Source organism: Streptomyces sp. NPDC107562 (assembly GCF_055657325.1).
On record NZ_JBVKBE010000019.1, the window covers coordinates 88,248 to 105,050 of the forward strand.

Annotated in this window: 12 protein-coding genes and 1 pseudogene; 6 read left to right on the forward strand and 7 right to left on the reverse strand. The window is 72.0% G+C overall.

Annotated elements, in window-relative coordinates; genetic code table 11:
• Positions 1-6: 6 nt before the first annotated feature.
• Entirely contained in the window at positions 7-1,035 is a 1,029-nt protein-coding gene (locus tag ACZ7LV_RS35255) for a cation diffusion facilitator family transporter (protein WP_471945433.1), read from the reverse strand.
• Positions 1,036-1,123: 88 nt separating this feature from the next.
• Between ACZ7LV_RS35255 and ACZ7LV_RS35260 the strand changes: the two genes are divergently transcribed.
• Complete coding sequence (locus ACZ7LV_RS35260; RefSeq protein WP_401672037.1) at positions 1,124-1,483, forward strand: ArsR/SmtB family transcription factor; 360 nt, start codon at positions 1,124-1,126, stop codon at positions 1,481-1,483.
• Between the two features lie 28 nt (positions 1,484-1,511).
• Here ACZ7LV_RS35260 and ACZ7LV_RS35265 read toward each other — a convergent pair whose 3' ends face one another.
• Entirely contained in the window at positions 1,512-2,735 is a 1,224-nt protein-coding gene (locus ACZ7LV_RS35265; protein ID WP_471945434.1) for a 4-hydroxybenzoate 3-monooxygenase, read from the reverse strand.
• Between the two features lie 178 nt (positions 2,736-2,913).
• Between ACZ7LV_RS35265 and ACZ7LV_RS35270 the strand changes: the two genes are divergently transcribed.
• Complete coding sequence (locus ACZ7LV_RS35270) at positions 2,914-3,765, forward strand: sigma-70 family RNA polymerase sigma factor family protein (RefSeq protein WP_471945435.1); 852 nt, start codon at positions 2,914-2,916, stop codon at positions 3,763-3,765.
• 17 nt (positions 3,766-3,782) lie between these two features.
• Here the strand turns inward: ACZ7LV_RS35270 and ACZ7LV_RS35275 are convergent, their stop codons facing one another.
• Complete coding sequence (locus tag ACZ7LV_RS35275; RefSeq protein WP_471945436.1) at positions 3,783-4,703, reverse strand: sigma-70 family RNA polymerase sigma factor; 921 nt, start codon at positions 4,701-4,703, stop codon at positions 3,783-3,785.
• Between the two features lie 276 nt (positions 4,704-4,979).
• Between ACZ7LV_RS35275 and ACZ7LV_RS35280 the strand changes: the two genes are divergently transcribed.
• Positions 4,980-5,246, forward strand: a complete 267-nt coding sequence (locus ACZ7LV_RS35280) for a WhiB family transcriptional regulator (protein WP_471945437.1) — start codon at positions 4,980-4,982, stop codon at positions 5,244-5,246.
• A gap of 4 nt (positions 5,247-5,250) precedes the next feature.
• On the opposite strand, the gene ACZ7LV_RS35285 is transcribed toward ACZ7LV_RS35280, so the two are convergent.
• The 3 genes and pseudogenes from ACZ7LV_RS35285 to ACZ7LV_RS35295 form a co-directional block, all read right to left on the reverse strand.
• Positions 5,251-5,748: an Ohr family peroxiredoxin gene (locus ACZ7LV_RS35285; protein WP_471945438.1), complete on the reverse strand. Its 498-nt coding sequence runs from the start codon at positions 5,746-5,748 to the stop codon at positions 5,251-5,253.
• 105 nt (positions 5,749-5,853) lie between these two features.
• Positions 5,854-6,237 (reverse strand): annotated as a pseudogene (locus tag ACZ7LV_RS35290) (transketolase-like TK C-terminal-containing protein); the annotation flags it as partial.
• A 105-nt stretch (positions 6,238-6,342) separates the two neighbouring features.
• Complete coding sequence (locus ACZ7LV_RS35295) at positions 6,343-7,170, reverse strand: SDR family oxidoreductase (RefSeq protein ID WP_471945439.1); 828 nt, start codon at positions 7,168-7,170, stop codon at positions 6,343-6,345.
• Between the two features lie 216 nt (positions 7,171-7,386).
• On the opposite strand from ACZ7LV_RS35295, the gene ACZ7LV_RS35300 reads away from it, so the two are divergent.
• The gene (locus tag ACZ7LV_RS35300; RefSeq protein WP_471945440.1) at positions 7,387-7,842 is read left to right on the forward strand and encodes a cupin domain-containing protein; all 456 of its coding nucleotides are present in this window, start codon (positions 7,387-7,389) and stop codon (positions 7,840-7,842) included.
• A 191-nt stretch (positions 7,843-8,033) separates the two neighbouring features.
• A complete protein-coding gene (locus ACZ7LV_RS35305) occupies positions 8,034-10,805 on the forward strand; it encodes an ATP-binding protein (RefSeq protein ID WP_471945441.1) in 2,772 nt (923 codons plus the stop codon).
• Positions 10,806-10,863: 58 nt separating this feature from the next.
• Here the strand turns inward: ACZ7LV_RS35305 and ACZ7LV_RS35310 are convergent, their stop codons facing one another.
• A complete protein-coding gene (locus ACZ7LV_RS35310; RefSeq protein ID WP_471945442.1) occupies positions 10,864-13,605 on the reverse strand; it encodes a helix-turn-helix transcriptional regulator in 2,742 nt (913 codons plus the stop codon).
• 226 nt (positions 13,606-13,831) lie between these two features.
• Here ACZ7LV_RS35310 and ACZ7LV_RS35315 point away from each other — a divergent pair, with 226 nt between their 5' ends.
• Entirely contained in the window at positions 13,832-16,645 is a 2,814-nt protein-coding gene (locus tag ACZ7LV_RS35315; RefSeq protein WP_471945443.1) for a helix-turn-helix transcriptional regulator, read from the forward strand.
• The last annotated feature ends 158 nt before the right edge of the window (positions 16,646-16,803 follow it).

Sequence of the window (16,803 nt, forward strand, 5' to 3'; positions counted from 1 at the left end):
CGGGGGTCACGCCGTGGCGTGATGGGCGAGCGGCAGATGAGGGTCCGCCTCGCCGGGCGTGTGCGCCGGATCGGCGTGCACCAGCGCGGCGGTGAGGCGCGGTACGGCGTGCAGCAGGGCGTGTTCCGCCTCGACGGCGATCACGTGGGCCCGCCGTACCGTCACCTCTCCGTCCACCACCACGGCCACCTCGGCCCGCAGCCGGTGCCCGATCCAGCGCAGTCGCAGCTCGCCCACCCCCTGCACGCCGGGCACCGTCCGCAGCGCCTGCTCGGCCCGGTCCACCAGCGCCGGGTCGACGGCGTCCAGCACCCGCCGGAACACCTCGCGGGCCGCGTCCCGCAGCACCAGGGCGATCGCCGCGGTGATGGCCAGTCCCACGATCGGGTCGGCCAGTCGCACGCCGAGGGCCGCGCCGCCCGCGCTCAGCAGCACGGCCAGTGACGTGAATCCGTCCGTCCGCGCGTGCAGTCCGTCGGCGACCAGCGCGGCCGAGCCGATCGAGCGGCCGACGCGGATCCGGTAGCGCGCCACCGCTTCGTTGCCCGCGAAACCGACCAGGGCCGCCACGGCGACCGCCGGGATCTGCTGCACCGGCCGCGGGTCGAGCAGCCGGTCGATCGCCGCCCACCCGGCGAACGCGGCCGACGCGGCGATCGTCAGCACGATCACGATGCCCGCCAGGTCCTCGGCGCGCCCGTAGCCGTAGGTGAAACGCCGGGTCGCCGCGCGCCGGCCCAGCACGAAGGCGATCCCGAGCGGTACGGCCGTCAGCGCGTCCGCGGCGTTGTGCACCGTGTCGCCGAGCAGTGCCACCGACCCGGACGCCACGACCACGACGGCCTGCGCGAGCGCGGTCGCGCCGAGCACCGCGAGCGAGACCCAGAGCGCGCGCATCCCGCGGGCCGAGGACTCCAGGGCGGAGTCGACCTTCTCGGCGCTGTCGTGGGAGTGCGGGGTGAGGAGGTGTCCCAGCCGGTGCCACGGGCCGGTGGGTGTGCGGTGCTCGTGCGCGTGGTGGTGCCGATCGCTCACGGGGGATCCCCTTCCGGTCCGCGGCCATGTCGGGCGCGAGGTGGCCTCGGTGGTGGACGTACCCGCGCCCGGCCGTCATCATGTGCGTATGAGCGCACGCATGCACCTGTCATCTGCGCACGATGCGCATCCGCGCACCCCCGGCGAGGAGCAGTTCGCGCTCGCCGCCGAACTGCTGGCCCTGCTCGGCGACCGCACGCGCCTCGCGCTGCTGCACGCGCTGAGCACGGGGGAGGCGGACGTCTCGACGCTCACCGAGGCCTGCGGCGCGGCCCGGCCCGCGGTCAGCCAGCATCTGGCGCGACTGCGGCTCGCCGGGCTGGTCACCACGCGCAAGGAGGGCCGCCGGGTGATCTACTCCCTGCGCGACGGGCATCTGCGCAGGGTCGTCGACGAGGCGCTGAACCTCGCCGACCACCGCCTGACCGGCCGTCCGGAGCACGGGTGACGACCGGCCGACGTGCCGGAGGCCGGGTTCAGAGCCCGGGGTCCACGCCGAGGTACTGCTCCGCGAACGCGGAGGCGGCGACCGGTGAGCCGACCAGGCGGCGCAGACGGGCGAGAGTCGTGCCGGCCCGGTACGGATCGCCCGAGGCGGTGCCGTGGTACACGTCGGACAGCCACTGGGAGAACTCCTGGTAGTCCCAGACCCGGGCCAGGCAGGCGGCCGAATAGCCGTGCAGACCGCTCGCGTCGCCCTTCGTGAGCCGGGCGACGAGGGCGTCGCCCAGCAGGAACGCGTCGTGCAACGCGAGGTTCATGCCCTTCGCGGCGATCGGCGCGGTCAGATGCGCCGCGTCGCCGGCCAGGAACAGCCGCCCGTACGCCATCGGCTCGACCACGTAGTTGTGCATGTCGAGCACCCGCTTCTCGATCAGCCGGCCCTCGGTCAGCGGTGGGGCGTCCCGCGCGCCCATCCGCTCCTGGAGTTCGGCCCAGACCCGCTCGTGGGACCAGTTCTCCGGGTCGTCGCCGGGCGGACACTGGAGGTAGTACCGGGTGACCTCGGGGCTGCGGGCCATGTGCCCGGCGAAGCCGCGGGGATGGATGCCGAAGACCACGCAGTCGGAGGACGGCGGCGCCTCGGCGAGCAGCGCCAGCCAGCCGATGCCGTAGTCGAGGCGCGAGAGGCGGGACCGTTCCGGGGGCAGGGCGCCGCGGGTCACGCCGCGCGCGCCGTCGCAGCCCGCCACGAAGTCGCAGTGGATCACCTGGCGTTCACCGGTCCGCGGGCACAGGTACGACACCGCCGCCCGGTCGGTGTCCAGGTCGTGCAGCCGGACGTCGCGCACGCCGAAGCGGATGTCACCGCCGCGGACGTCGGCGTACTCCCGGACCAGGTCCGTCACCAGCAACGGCTGCGGATAGATCCAGTGGTGCTGCCCCGTCAGCTCGGCGTACGACAACCGGTGGCGCCCGCCCGCGAAGCGGAACTCGCACTGGGTGTGCCGCTGCGCCCGCGCCAGCAGGTTCCCCGTCAGGCCCCGTCGTTCGAGGCCCCGCACGGCCCACTCCTCCAGAACCCCGGCCCGTGGCCGCCGTTCGATGAACTCCCTGCTCTCCACCTCCAGCACGACACAGTCCACGGAGGCGGCCCGCAGGATGTTGCCGAGCGTCAGGCCGGCCGGACCGGCCCCCACGACGACGACCGGAATACGGTGCGGTGCGGGGGAGTTGGGGTGGGGGGAAGGTATGGCCACGCGTGCATTATGACGGTGGCCCCTCACGGCGATCCCCTTCAGGGGGGCGAGTGTGAGGAGCCCGTCGGGGGGCAGGCGGGACCGCGGGAGCGGCTTGTGCGGCCGGACACCGCTATAAACGTTCTGTGCGCCGCTGCCGTGGCGACGGTCGTGGGCCATGGGGAAGGAGAAGGCGCGTATGGAACCCGTCGTTGACGCCATGCCGCTTTCGGCATTGCTCGATGAGCGGCGGCATCTCGTGGAGGTCGCTCACTGGATGCTGGGCAGCCGCATCTCGGCGGAGCGCGTCACCGACGAGGCGTACCGGGAGTGGTACGGGCTCTCCGATCACCAGCGGGCGCGGATCGCCGTGCCGCGGGCCTGGCTGACCCAGGTCGTCGGCAGCATCTCGCTGACCCGACTGGCCCCGTCCGGCGACGACGGAGCCGCCCACGGTCCGGCGCACGCTCGGGTGCCGCACGACGTCGGCTTGGCGAACCAGGTCGACGCGGTGCTGCGGCAGGCGGTGGACAGGATGTCACCGGCTGAGAAGACGACGTTCATGCTCAACAGCCTCTTCGGGGCAGCGCAGGCGGCGGCGGGAGACGGCGAGCGGGGTCGCACCGACCCGGCCGACCGGGCCCGGCACAGCCCGGGCGTCCGGCGCGGACGGCCCGCGTCCCCGCGCCGACAGCACGAGATCGCGCAGGCCGTGCGGCAGGCGTGCGTCGAGGCGGACTCCGACCGTCTGACGTCACTCCTGGCCGACGAGGTCACCGCGTTCTTCGACGGCGGCGGCAAGGTCCGCGCTCTCACCAGGCCCGTCACCGGCAGCGATCACGTCGCCCGGAGCCTGCTGACCCTGCTCGCCCGGCAGCCCCGCACCACCCTGCACGCGCGCCCGGTCAACGGACGCACCGGGCTGGTCGTCCGCTACGGCGACCAGGTCGCCGCAGTGATCACCTTTGTCCTGGTCGGGGACCGTGTCGCCCAGGTCGGGGTCGTGCTCAACCCGGACAAACTGCATTCCTGGAACCGCCCTCGTGCCTGACGCGGCGCACCACGGTGTCAGCGGGCGCCGAAGTCGGTGTGGAGGGAGCGGGAGCGGAGGAATGCGGCGATCTTGCTCGGGTCGAAGACCCACATGACCTGGTGGATGCCCCGGTGCGTGGCCGCGACGGTCATGAACGTGGCGGGCCGGCCGTCCCGGTGGAGGAGGACCCCGCTACGTCCGTTGGCCTCGACCTGTTCGACCTCGACCGTCGGCCAGAACCGCGGATAGGCGGTCGACAGACTTGCCACGCGGGCTCGGCCGAGGACGGGGATCCGGGCCACTCCGCGCATGCCGTTTCCGTCGGACAGGCTGACCGCGTCGGGTGTGAGGAGTGCCTCCAGCGAGGTGACGTCGCCCTGCTGAGCGGCGGTGACGAACGCGTCGAGAAGTCTGCGGTGCTCGATAACGTCGACACTGTCCCTCTGGTCGTCGGTGAGATGCTTGCGGGCCCGGCTCACGATCTTGCGGACGTTGACGGGAGTGAGGCTCAGGATGTGGGCGATCTCGGGGTAGGAGTAGTCGAAGGCCTCCCTCAGGACGTACGCGGCGCGCTCGGTCGGGGGAAGCTTCTCCAACACCAGGAGCAGGGCCAGTTCCAGTGCCTCCGCCCGTTCGGCGCCGGCCTCCGGGTCGCTGCTGGTGTCGATGGGCTCGGGCAGCCACGGTCCGATGTATGACTCATGGCGGACCCGGGCGGACTTGGCCACGTTGATGGCCAGCCGCGTGGTCGTGCTCGACAGGAAGCCCACCGGACTGAGGACGACCGACCGGTCCGTCCGCTGCCAGCGAAGCCACACCTCCTGGACGACGTCCTCGGCTTCCGCCGCACTGCCCAGCACGCGATAGGCGATGCCGAAGAGCCGTGGTCTGAGCTCCACGAAGACGGAGACGGCCTCGCTCAGGTCGCCTTCCGCGGTGAACGCCTCTGGATGCATGTCCTTCGGTCTCCGATTCCTGTGGCCGGTGTCTTGACGGAGGCGACCGAACATCACATGTCGCCCGTACGTGACGGGCTGGTACCTCTGCTGCGAGGTCCCGCGACCCCCTCCGCTCCAAGAGACCGAGGGCGCGGACAGTTCGTTACAGGTCTCCCACCGTCTGTGTCGTGGGGCTCCGAGGACCGGGCCGTCGGCACCACCTCGATGTCACACAAGTGCCGATGGGGCGGTCCTTCCTTGTGAAGAGTCCGTTTTCTTCACAGGAGGTATTCCGTGGATTGGCGCACCAGGGGCCTGTGTCTGGGCGAAGACCCTGATCTTTTCTTCCCGATAGGCACCACCGGCGGTGGTCGGACGGCCGTACAGATCGACGAGGCGAAGGCCGTGTGCCGTCGCTGTCCCGTGGTCGAGCAATGCTTGTCGTGGGCCGTCGACGTCGGGCCCGTCGAGGGGATCTGGGGCGGCATGACGGAAGGAGAGCGCCGAGTCGTGCGCGTGCGGACAGTGCGTCGTGCCGTGATGACGCACACCGCGGTCTGAGCGGTCAAGGAGCGAGTGTGATGGTGGTCGGCGTGCCCCTCCATGCCATGCGCGCGTAGGGGCACAGGGCGTCGGCCCGCTCCATCAGGCCGGTGGCCGCCTCGCGAGCGACACCGGGCCACCGCACCACCAGATCGACATGCAGGAGATAGCCACCGTCCTCGGGATCGCGCCCGAAGGCGACGGTCGCCGACACGGAGATGGCCGCGGGGTCGAACGCTTCCTGCCGCGCCAGGAGGCTCAGCGCTCCGTGGTAGCACGCCGCGAAGCCGGCGGCGAACAACTGCTCGGGGTTGGTCCCCTGCCCGTCACCGCCCAGCTCGACGGGCATGCCCAGATCCAGGTCGAGGGTGCCGTCGGACGAGCGGGCCCGGCCCGAGGCCCGCCCGTGCGAGGCAACGCCGCCGTCGACTGTCACGGTCGTCGTGTAGAGGGGTGAGAATGCGTCGCCGTCGTAGTCCTTCTCCGTCGACAGGTCGGGCAAGGGGATCGGATCGGTCACGGCATGACTCCCACTTCGGCGGTCCGGGGGCTGACAACTGTATGACCGAGGAGCGCCCGCCCCCGTGACGCCGGCCCGCGGACCCCGTGGGAGGCCGACGGCCGGTCAGTCGAGGCCGTAGCGCTCGCGGGCCCGCGCGACCGTCGCGAAGGGGATCCGTCCGGTCCGGGAGAGCCTGTCCAGAGCGGTCACGACGATGGACTCGGCGTCCACGCGGAAGTACCGGCGCACGTCGTCACGGGTGTCGGACAGACCGAAGCCGTCGGTGCCCAGGGAGTAGTAGTCCTGCTCCACCCACTGACTGATCTGGTCGGGGACCTGTCGCATCCAGTCGCTGACCGCGAGTACGGGCCCCGGGGCGCCGGCCAGGGCGCGGGTGACGAACGGAACGAGCTCCTCGCCGCGCATCCGGGCGTCGTCGGCACGCATCGCGTCACGGCGCAGTTCCGTCCAGGACGTCACCGACCACACGTCGGCATGCACATCCCAGTGAGAGACGCCCGCCACTCGGCGGTCTCCTCCGCGTCGCGGTCCGGGACCTGGTCGAGCTCGCTGATCACCGGGGTATCAGTCGGCCGGGAGGGATCCCTCATGTCAGCTTTCCTGTCGGAGGGACGGCGCCTGCACATCGCTCGGTGACCGGCGTGGACCACGATCGGCGGCACCTCGTCGACTGCTGGACCGGTGGCTCTTGAGCCAGTCCGTGAAGCGGTGGTGGCCGAGATGGGCGTCAGCGCCGGGAAGCAGGGCCCGATTTTCGGGCACCGCACCGAAGAAGTGGGCCCGGGCGTCGGCGATCACCGGTCCCGGCAGGCCTCGGACGTCGAGCAGTTCGGCGGCGGCGTCCACGAGCCGGAGCTCTTCCGGTCCGGCCACCTCCAGCACGCCGAAGCGGGGCAGCCCCACCGCGGTGTGGGCGACCGCGGTCGCCACGTCGTCCGTCGCGACCGGGCGCAGCAGCAACGGCGGCACGTGTACGCCGTCGGCCCGGATGCCGGTCATCGTGGTCGCTTCCACGGACTCGAAGAACGGAGTGGCGCGCACCAGGGAGTACGGCACCGGGGCGCGCCTCGCCAGGCCTTCCTGCGCGGCCTTGGCCCGGAAATACCCCGAGTTGACGCGGTCGGCGCCGACCACCGAGAGCGCCACGTAGTGCTCGACGCCCGCCGCGGCGGCGGCCTTGAGGAGATTGTCGGTCGCGGCGAGGAAGAACTTCGTACTGACGCCCTCGTCCCGCGAGGGCGCGTCCGTGACGTCCACGACGACCTCGGCGCCGCGCAACGCCTGGTCCAGTCCCTGTCCGGTGCTCACGTCGACGCCTTCCGAGCGCGAGGCACGTCCGACCTCCACCCCGTGGTCACGGAGCCTGGCCACGGTCCTGGAACCGATCAGGCCGGTGGCGCCTACAACGACGACTCGCATCGGGATCTCCTTCGTCGGGGGCCGAGCCCTTTTCACCAGAGCTAGACCGTCACGAGCGGATTCCTGTGACACGTCCTGGAGCGGAGGACGCCGCCGGTGTCACATCCACGTCGGGCATCCGGTCACAAGGGCAAGCGGCCCGCATGGCCGCGACGGTCACGTGGCGGCGGATGACGTGCCGCGCGGACACGGTGCTTTCACGGAAGGTGCGACTCGGTGTCGGAGAAGTCACAGACCACCCACCACGGTCACCACGGGCACGGAACCGGCGGCGACGACGGCCCCAGCTGGACCCGAGCGGCGAAGGTGCTCCAGGACGCCTCGCCGATCACCGTGCCGGAGGGCGCCTCGGCCATGACCGTTCATGTGCGGTGGGAGCCCGGCGACCCCGGTACCCCGCCGCACCGCCATTCCGGCCCGGCGTTCGGCTACGTCGTCAAGGGCGCCGTTCGCTTCGAGCTGGAAGGTGAGCCCGAGCGTGTCGTCGAGGCCGGTGGCACCTTCTGGGAGCCGGGCGGCGACGCCATCCACTACCAGGACGGCAACGCACTGGACGACGCGCAGACGGAGTTCGTCGTCACGATGATGTGTGCTCCGGGCAAGCCCATGCTGGAGCTGGTCGACGAGGCGGAGCTGAAGGAGCGCGCCCACCTGCGCGCACCACGCCCTTGAGCGTGACGTGTGTCGCGGGTGCCTTAGCGGCTGACTCAGCCGAACATCCCGGGCGCGTGATCGCCGGCCGGCCGGTGATCAGGTGGAGCCGCCGCTGGTCCTCCCCCGGGGCGGTGGCGTCCTTCGTGCGCAGGTCGAGGCAGAAGTCGCAGCCGTTCACGGCCGGGTATCGTGTCCGCCGGGAGGCGGCCATGGTGAGGGGCGCAGCGCGGACCGGGCTGATCGGACGACACGATGAGTGCAGGACCCTCGACGACCTGCTCGCCCGGGCCAGGGCCGGACGCAGCGGCGTCGTGGTCGTGCGCGGTGAGGCGGGGATCGGGAAGTCCGAGCTGCTGAACCACCTGGTCGATCAGGCCACGGGATGCCGCGTCGTCAGGGCCGCCGGTGTGCAGTCCGAAATGGAGCTCTCCTACGCCGGACTGCACCAGCTGTGCGCCCCGCTGCTGTCCCACATCGACGATCTTCCGGAGCCACAACGCAACGCGCTGCGCACGGCGTTCGGTATGCAGGTCGGGGACGCCCCCGCCCGTTTCCTGGTCGGCCTGGCGACCCTGAGCCTGCTCTCGGCAGCCGTCGGGGACGAGCCGCTGATATGCGTGGTCGACGACGCGCAGTGGCTGGACCGTGTGTCCTCGCAGACCCTGGAGTTCGTCGCCCGCAGACTGCTCGCCGAACCGGTGCTGCTCGTTCTGGCCGTCCGCGAGTCCGGCCCCCGCGACATCCTGGCCGACCTGCCCGAACTTCCGGTCCGTGGACTGGACGAGCGTGATTCCCGCAGGCTCCTCGCCTCCGTGATCACCGGACCGCTCGACGTGCGGGTGCGGGACCGCATCGTCGCCGAGACCCGCGGAAACCCGCTGGCCCTGCTCGAACTACCCCGGGGCCTGACCGTCATGGAGATGGCCGACGGCTTCGGAGGCCCCCCTGCCCGGCCCCTGTCCAACCAGATCGAGGCGGGTTACCTCCGTCGTATCCGCTCCCTGCCCGCGCAGACCCAGCAGTTGCTGTGCATGGCCGCCCTCGAGCCGGTCGGGGACGTGTCCTTGCTGAGGCAGGCCGCCGAGCGCCTGGGGATCGCCGTGGAGACCGCTGTCGTCCACGCCGAGACGTCGGGTCTCATGTCGCTGCGCACGTGGGTCCGGTTCCGGCACCCGCTGGTGCGCTCGGCGGCGAAGCGCGCCGTCGGCTTCGAGGAGCGACGGCTTCTGCACCAGGCTCTGGCCGACTCGATCGACGGGAGTCTCGAACCCGAACGCCGCGCATGGCATCTGGCGAGTGCGGCGACGCAGCCGGACGAGGCGGTGGCGGCCGAACTCGTGGCGTCCGCGGACCGGGCGCACCAGCGTGGAGGGCTCACGGCAGCGGCGGCGTTCCTGCGCCGCGCCACCGAACTGACCCCTGATCCCGCACGCAGGGGGGTCAGGGCGCTGGCCGCCGCGCAGGCGAAGTACCGGGCCGGTGCGTTCGACGTCGCGCGGGCACTGGTCGACGCGGCGGAAGCGAGCCCGCTCGACGAGGTGGAGACCGGCCGGGCGTCCCTCCTGCGGGGACAGATCATGTCCGCTGCCACGAGCGCCGGCGCCGGACTTCCCCTGCTGCTCGAAGCGGCCAGGCAACTCCAGCCCTACGATTCCGTCCTGGCCCGAGGGGTATATCGGGACGCCACCTATGCGGCTCTGACCGCGGGCCGGCTGCCGGCGGGCGGGGTCCGCGACGTAGCGGAAGCGGTGCTGAGCGTGCCGGGCCGCGACCAGACCTCGAACCGCGAGGATCTCCTGCTGACAGGTATCGCCAGGGTGATCACCGAGGGGTACGCGGTGGGTGCTCCGCCAGTACTCGACGCCGTGTCCGCCTTCAGGAGGCATGAGCCCGCACCGGAGGACGAACTGGTGTGGCTTCCGCTTGTGTGCCGCATGGCGCACAGCATGTGGGACTTCGCCGCGTGGTCCGAGCTGTCGGCACGGCTGGTCGACCGCGCCCGCCGCGACGGCGAGATCGCCGTCCTGCCCTCCGCCCTCCTGCTGCGCCTGTCGAACCGTGTGTTCGCAGGCGACCTCCATGACGCCGATTCCCTCGCCGTGGAAGCCAACGCGATCGGTGAGGCCACAGGCAGCAGCTATTTCGCGCATTACGGGGCGCTCGTCGTGGAGCCCTTCAAGGGACGGGAGTCCACGACCCGGCAGGCGATCGAGGCCGTCACGTACGACCGTCTCCTCCAGGGCGAGGGCAAGGTGGTGACGGCCACGCAGTGGGCGGCGGCGGTCCTCTACAACGGCCTCGGCAGATACGAGGAGGCCTACGCCGCCGCGGAGCGTGGCTGCGAGAATCCGCAGGAGCTCGGCCTTTCGCTGCAGTCCAGGGTGGAACTCGTGGAGGCGGCCGCCCACCTGGGGTGGGGTGCGCGTGCGGCCGAGTCGGTGCGGATCCTCGAAAAAATGGCCCAGGTCTGCAGAACTCCCTGGGCACTCGGGATCTCCGCCGCCACCCGTGCCTTGGTGGCGGACGGGCCCGCTGCCGAAGATCTGCACCGCGAGGCGATCGAGCAGCTCGACGTGGCCCGGACCCGGCTGGAGGGTGCCAGAGCACGACTGCGCTACGGCGAGTGGCTGCGCCGCGCACAGCGACGCAAGGACGCCCGCGTCCCGCTGACCGAGGCCTACGAGATGCTCAGCGAGGCCGGCGCCGAGGCGTTCGCGGAGCGCGCGCGACGGGAACTGCGGGCCGCGGGGGCGAAGGTTCGCGGACGTGCCGGGACGACGTCGGTCGCGCTCACCGCGAAGGAGTTCGAGATCGCTCGGCTTGCCCGGGACGGGTTCACCAACCCCGAGATCGCGGCGCGGCTGCTCCTCAGCCCGCACACCGTCGAATGGCATCTGCGCAAGGTCTTCGCGAAGCTGGGCATTGCCTCCCGCAAGGAGATCGGCTCCGTCGACCTCCACGTCATGGCGAAGGTGACCTGACCCGGCGCCGTGGACGCGGCAGGCCGGTCCGTCCCTTCGTCCGCCCAGGACAGGGCGCTCACAGCACCGTGCGCAGTGACCTTCGGGAAGCGATGCCGAGCTTGGCGTACACCTTCCGCAAATGCCACTCCACGGTGTGGGGACTGAGGAACAGCTGGGCCCCGATCTCGGAATTGGTGAGCCCGTCCCGCGCCAGTTGGGCGATCTGGGCCTCCTGGTCGGTGAGCGTCGCCGTGGCGTGGCCGTCGCGTGGGGCCACCGTCTCGCCGGCAGCACGCAACTCGCGGACGGCGCGGTCCGCGAAGGCGTCCGCGCCGAATCGCTTGAAGAGGGTGTGAGCCTCGTGCAGTTGCTCCCGGGCCTCCGCCCGACGGTTCTCCTGCCGCAGCCACTCCCCGTACACCAGGTGGGCCCGGGCCAGTTCCGTGGTGATCCGGGTACGTCGCAGCCGTTCGACGGCCCTGCGGTAGTGCCCCTCGGCCGTGGCACCTTCGCTGAGCAGTGCCCGGGAGCGCGCCTGGATGCCCAGCGCCCAGCCCGTGCCGGTGGCTTCGGTGGACTCGACGAGCCGGGACAGCGCGGCCTCGGCCGCGTCACGCCGGCCGCTGCGCACGGCGGCCTCGACGACCTCGACCAGTCCCCAGTTGGCCACGACCAGGTCCTGGGGATGTGTGCTCGCCGACCGGGCCGCGTCGAACGCCTCCTCGAACCGGCCCAGCCCGTTGTGGAGCACGGCCTCGGCCCTGCGCGCGATGGCCACACCGATGCCCTCACCGCGCCGTACGGCGTCCTCCACACTGGCCCTGATCAGAGGGAGCGCTTCGTCCGGGCGTCCCCGCCAGGCAGCGAGCGCCATGGCCGCGTAGGGAACGAAGCCGCTGCCGACCGATTCCTGAAGGCGGGCGATCTCCGCCACGAGCAGGGCCGCCTGAGCCAGTTCACCGGCGCAGGTGTGGACGACGACCTGCGAGTTGAGGGCGAGGGGCAACTCGGTGAGTGCTCCGACGGTACGGGCGGTCCGTACGTGGCGTGCGGTCAGTTCGGCCCAGGCTTCGTCGTCCCAGGTCTCGGCCGCCAGCGCGGCGGCCAGCCACGACCAGCGCAGGATCTTCTCCGGGTCGGTCTCCCCACGGAACGAGCGCAGCATGAGCCGCGAGGTGGACACCGCGCCGCCGTAGCCGTCGGCCAGCCGGGTGGCCAAGGCGTCCAGCAGCGCGTCGGCGGTGCGCGGCGGTCCGGCGGGGGGTGACGACGTGTACTGGACCGGCGCCGCCTCGCGTGCGTCCGGGCCCGGGGCGAGGCGCCCGGCGAACAAGGCGGCCGACAGTGTGTCGAGGAAGGTCTCGTGGGCCAAGTCGGTGTCGAGTGGCACCAGGCGACGCGCGGTGGCGAGCAGCAGGGGGAGGGCCTCGTCCCTGTGGCTGGAGGCGAGGGCGATCTGCGCCTCGACCAGATCCGCGCGAGCGCGGCCGAGGTCGTCGAGGCGGCCGCTGCGGGCCAGCGTCAGGAGATCGCCTGCCGCGGCGGGAGTGCCGGCACGGATCTTCGCCTGGGCCGCGGCGAGGGCACGCGTCGCCTTGCGCCGCGGGTCGGACGTCAGCACGGCCGCGTGCGCGAGGAAGGCGGCCGCCGCCGCTCTGGCGCCGCGGGCCCGCGCCCGTTCCGCCGAGGCCTCCAGCTCGCCCGCGACCGCCTCGTCCGGTCGTACCGTCGCCCGCGCCAGGTGCCAGGCACGACGGTCGGGGTCGAGGACGGGGTCGGTCACCTCCGCCAGGACGCGATGGGTCTCCCGGAGCTCCGCGAGCCCGGCGGACCGGTAGACGGCGGAGCGCAGCAGCGGATGCCTGAACCGCACGAGCGCTCCGACGGCCAGCAGCCCTTCCGCCACCGCCGGGTCGAGCGCGCGCGGACTGATGTCCAGTCGCTCCGCGGCGCGCTGGAGCAGCGTCACGTCACCGACCGGTTCGGCGGCGGCGACGAGCAGCAGCTGCCGGGCCGCCGTCGGCAGCGCGTGGACCCGCGCGAGGTAGCTGCGCTCGATGCGGCCGGACACCGGTTCCGGGCCGGTCGGGTCGAGGACGTCGGCCGTGGCCACGTCCAGTCGGTCGTGCGGGAGTTCCAGCAGCGCGAGAGGGTTGCCACGTGCCTCGGCGAGAACGCGGTCGCGGATCCGTTCTTCCATCGGATCGCCGACTGTCGCACTGAGCAGCGCGCGGGCGTCGGTGTCGTCGAGGCCGTGGACCGTCAGCTGAGGCAGACCGGCCAGCTCGTCACGTCCCCCCTGCTCGCGCGAGGCGAAGACCAGGGCCAGTGGTTCGGCGAGCATCCGCCTCGCCACGAACGCCAGGGTCTGTGCGGAGACCCGGTCGAGCCATTGCGCGTCGTCCACGAGGCAGAACAGCGGTCGCTCGGCGGCCACGTCGGTCAGGAGACCGAGTACGGCCAGACCGACCAGGAACCTGTCGGGAGGCGGGCCCGCGCTGATCCCGAATGCCGTGGCCAGCGCTTCGCGTTGCGGAGGAGGAAGGGAGTCCACACGGTCGAGGAACGGGGCGCACAATTGGTGCAATCCCGCGAACGGCAACTCCATCTCCGATTCGGCGCCCGCCCCACGAGCGACGTGGTGTCCCGCGACGCGTGCTTCCAGGTGATGCAGAAGAGCGGACTTCCCGATCCCGGGGTCACCCCGCAGGACCAGTGCGGCGCTGCGTCCGGCCTCCACCTCCGAGACGAGTGACTCCAGCGCGTCCCGCTCGCGGCGCCGACCGCGCAGCTGATCCGGACCGCCCCCGCTGTTCACCCGGCCCCCTGCATGCGGTGAGCATAACAACAGCGCGTGCTGCCGCGGCCGTCACGGCGAGGGGCCGGGCATCTTTCATGACAACTACGGAAATTTACCGCGAAATGAAGCCCTCCGCCGCCCTTGCAGGGGCAGGGGGAGCGCTCTCCGTCGTATCGTTGGCAGCCTTGTCCTGACAATGCTGTGGGAGCTGTGCATTCCCAGAGGTTTCGAGGAGCCGCGTCGCATGATCCCCAGCCCGCTTCCCCGCCTGGTCGGCAGAGAACGTGAGTGTGCGGCGCTCGACGACCTGGTGGCCGATTCGGGCGAAGGCAGGTCTCACCTGCTGGTGGTCCGTGGCGAAGCCGGCATCGGCAAGTCGGTGCTGCTGGAGTACGCGGCCGCGCAGGCGTCGCGGGCGGACGTGACCTGGGCGCACGGGAACGAGGCGGACATGGAGCTGCCCTACGCGAGCCTGCACCAGGTGTGCACCCCTTTCCTCGGCCAGGTGGACGACCTGCCGGAACCGCAGCGCGATGCCCTGCGCGTAGCGTTCGGCACGGCCGCCGGAGACCCGCCCGACCGGTTCCTGGTCGGACTCGCCGTGCTCTCCCTCCTCACCCGGGCGTCCGAGAACCGGCCGATACTGGTTCTGGTCGACGACGCCCAGTGGCTGGACCAGGTGTCCTTGCAGACCTTGGAGTTCGTGGCCCGTCGGTTGCTCGCCGAGGCCGTCGCCATGGCGTTCATCGTGCGCGACCCGGAGGGCGAGTCCATCCTGAACGGCCTGCCGACCCTCCACCTCGAAGGCCTTGACACCGCCGCGGCCGGCCGGCTTCTGGAGGCCTCCGTCGGCGGGCGGCTGGAGAAGCGGGTCCGCGACCGCTGGGTGTCGGAGCTGGGCGGCAACCCACTCGCGCTGCTCGAGTTCTCCCGCGGTCGCAGCGCCGCGGAGCTGGCGTACGGATTGGACTCGTCGTTCCAGCCCAGCCCCCACGGATCGGTCGCGCACCGCGTCGAACAAGATTTCGCACGGCGGATCGCCGCGCTGCCTTCGGCTACCCGGACGCTGCTGCTGATCGCCGCGGCGGAACCGGTCGGTGACGCACGCCTGCTGGTCGGTGCGGCATCCCGGCTCGCCATCGTTCCCTACGCGGCGCCCGCCAAGGCGGCCGGGCTGATCTCCTTCGGAGAGTCCGTCCGATTCCGGCATCCGCTGGTCCGTTCCGCCGTGTACTGGGGAGCCCGGCCTGAGGAACGCCGCATGGTGCACCGCGCGTTGGCCGAGGTCACGGACCCCGTAGTGGACCCGGACCGGCGCGCCTGGCATGCCGCCCAAGCGGCCGACGGGCCGGACGAGGAAGTCGCCGCCGGGTTGGAGCAGGCCGCCGACCGCGCGCGTCAGCGCGGCGGCATTGCGGCCGAGGCCGTGCTGCTCGCGCGCGCGGCCGAGGTGACGCCCGACCCGTGGCCGCGAGGCCGGCGAGCCCTCGCGGCGGCCGAGGCCCATTTCTCGGCCGCCGCGCCCGACCGTGCCACGGAACTCGCCACGCTGGCCGAACTGTGCCCGCTGAGCACGCTGGACCGCGCCCGGCTGGCGAGGCTGCGGGCCAGAATCCTCTTCGCCCGCAGTCGCAGCGACGTGGCGGCACCTCTCCTGCTCGAGGCGGCCAGGCAGTTCACCGACTGCGGGTCACCGCTGGCACGGGAGACGTACCTCGAAGCGATCAGCGCGACCATCTTCGCCGGCCTGGTCCACGGTCCGACGGGTGCCCGTGCGGTGGCGATCGCGGCGCGTGACTGCGGGGCGCCCCCGTCGGGCTCCGCGGCAGCCGATCTCCTCCTCGACGGGGTGGCCGCGCTCTTGACGGACGAGTACGAGACCGGGCTCCTGGCTCTGTTCCGCGCGCTGGACCTGCTCGTACGCGAGGAGCCCGGAACCCGGGAGGAGGCCGTGCGCTGGCTGTTGCCCATACCGGTGGCACTGGAGGCGCTGATCCACTACGGGTTGGACCTGCCCGCGTGGGAAGCGCTGTCGAACCGGGCGGTGCGGCTGGCGCGCGACATCGGAGCGCTCGGCGCGTTGCCGTCGGCCCTCGTCTATGCCGGCGGGGTGCACATTCACCACGGGGACTTCGCCAAGGCCGCCCGGATGATCGACGAGGCCGACGCGCTCGCCGCAGCGACCGGGCAGGCGCCGCACCAGTACGGGACGCTGGTGCTGGCCGCGTGGCGGGGTGAGGCGGACGTCGCGGCGAGCATCCTCGACGAGACCAGGCAACAGGCCGAACAGCGGGGCGAGGTGTCCCTGCTGGGTGCCATGGGATACATCCAAGGCGTGCTGTTCAACGGCCTGGCACGCTACGAGGAGGCCATGGAGGCCGCACGCACGGGCATCGATCACGACGGATTCAACTTCACGAGTCTGTCTCTGGTGGAACACGTCGAGGCCGCCACCCGGTGCGGTGAACGGCAGCAGGCCCGGGCCTCGCTGGCCCGGTTGATCGAACTCACCCGTGCCGCCCACTCCGGATGGGCCCGCGGTGCCCGCGCCCGCAGCCAGGCGCTCCTCGCGGACGGCGAGGAGGCCGACGCCTGCTTCCGGACCGCCATCGAGGAGTTCGGCCGCGGCGGCGTGGCCGTGGAGGTGGCACGCACCCACCTGCTGTACGGCGAGTGGCTGCGCCGGAGCCAGCGCCGTTCGACGGCGCGCGAGCACCTGCGTACGGCCCACGAGATGTTCGACGGCATGGGCGCCCGGGCCTTCGCCGAGCGTGCCCGTCGCGAACTGCTCGTCACCGGCGAGCACGTACGGGTCCGCGAGGACAGGCCGACGAGCGCCCTCACCCCGCAGGAGTCCCAGGTCGCGACGCTCGCCGCCGACGGAATGACGAACGCGAAGATCGGCGCGGAGCTGTTCATCAGCCCGCACACCGTGGAGTGGCACCTGCGCAAGGTGTACTCGAAGCTCGGCATCAGCTCCAGGCGCGCCCTGCCGGCCGCTCTGGTGGACGCCCATCTCGCCGATCTCCAGGACGGGACCACGGAGCGCACCGCCTGACAGCCGGTGCGCGGTGGAGCGCGCCCCACAGGCTCGACCACGGTCCCCACGGGCAGCCCACGGGGCTCCACGGACTTGACCACGGGGAACAAGGGCGCGGGCGGCGGCGCCCCCGGGTCAGGGTGGAACGACCGCCCCCGAAGGGCGCACGTCCACGA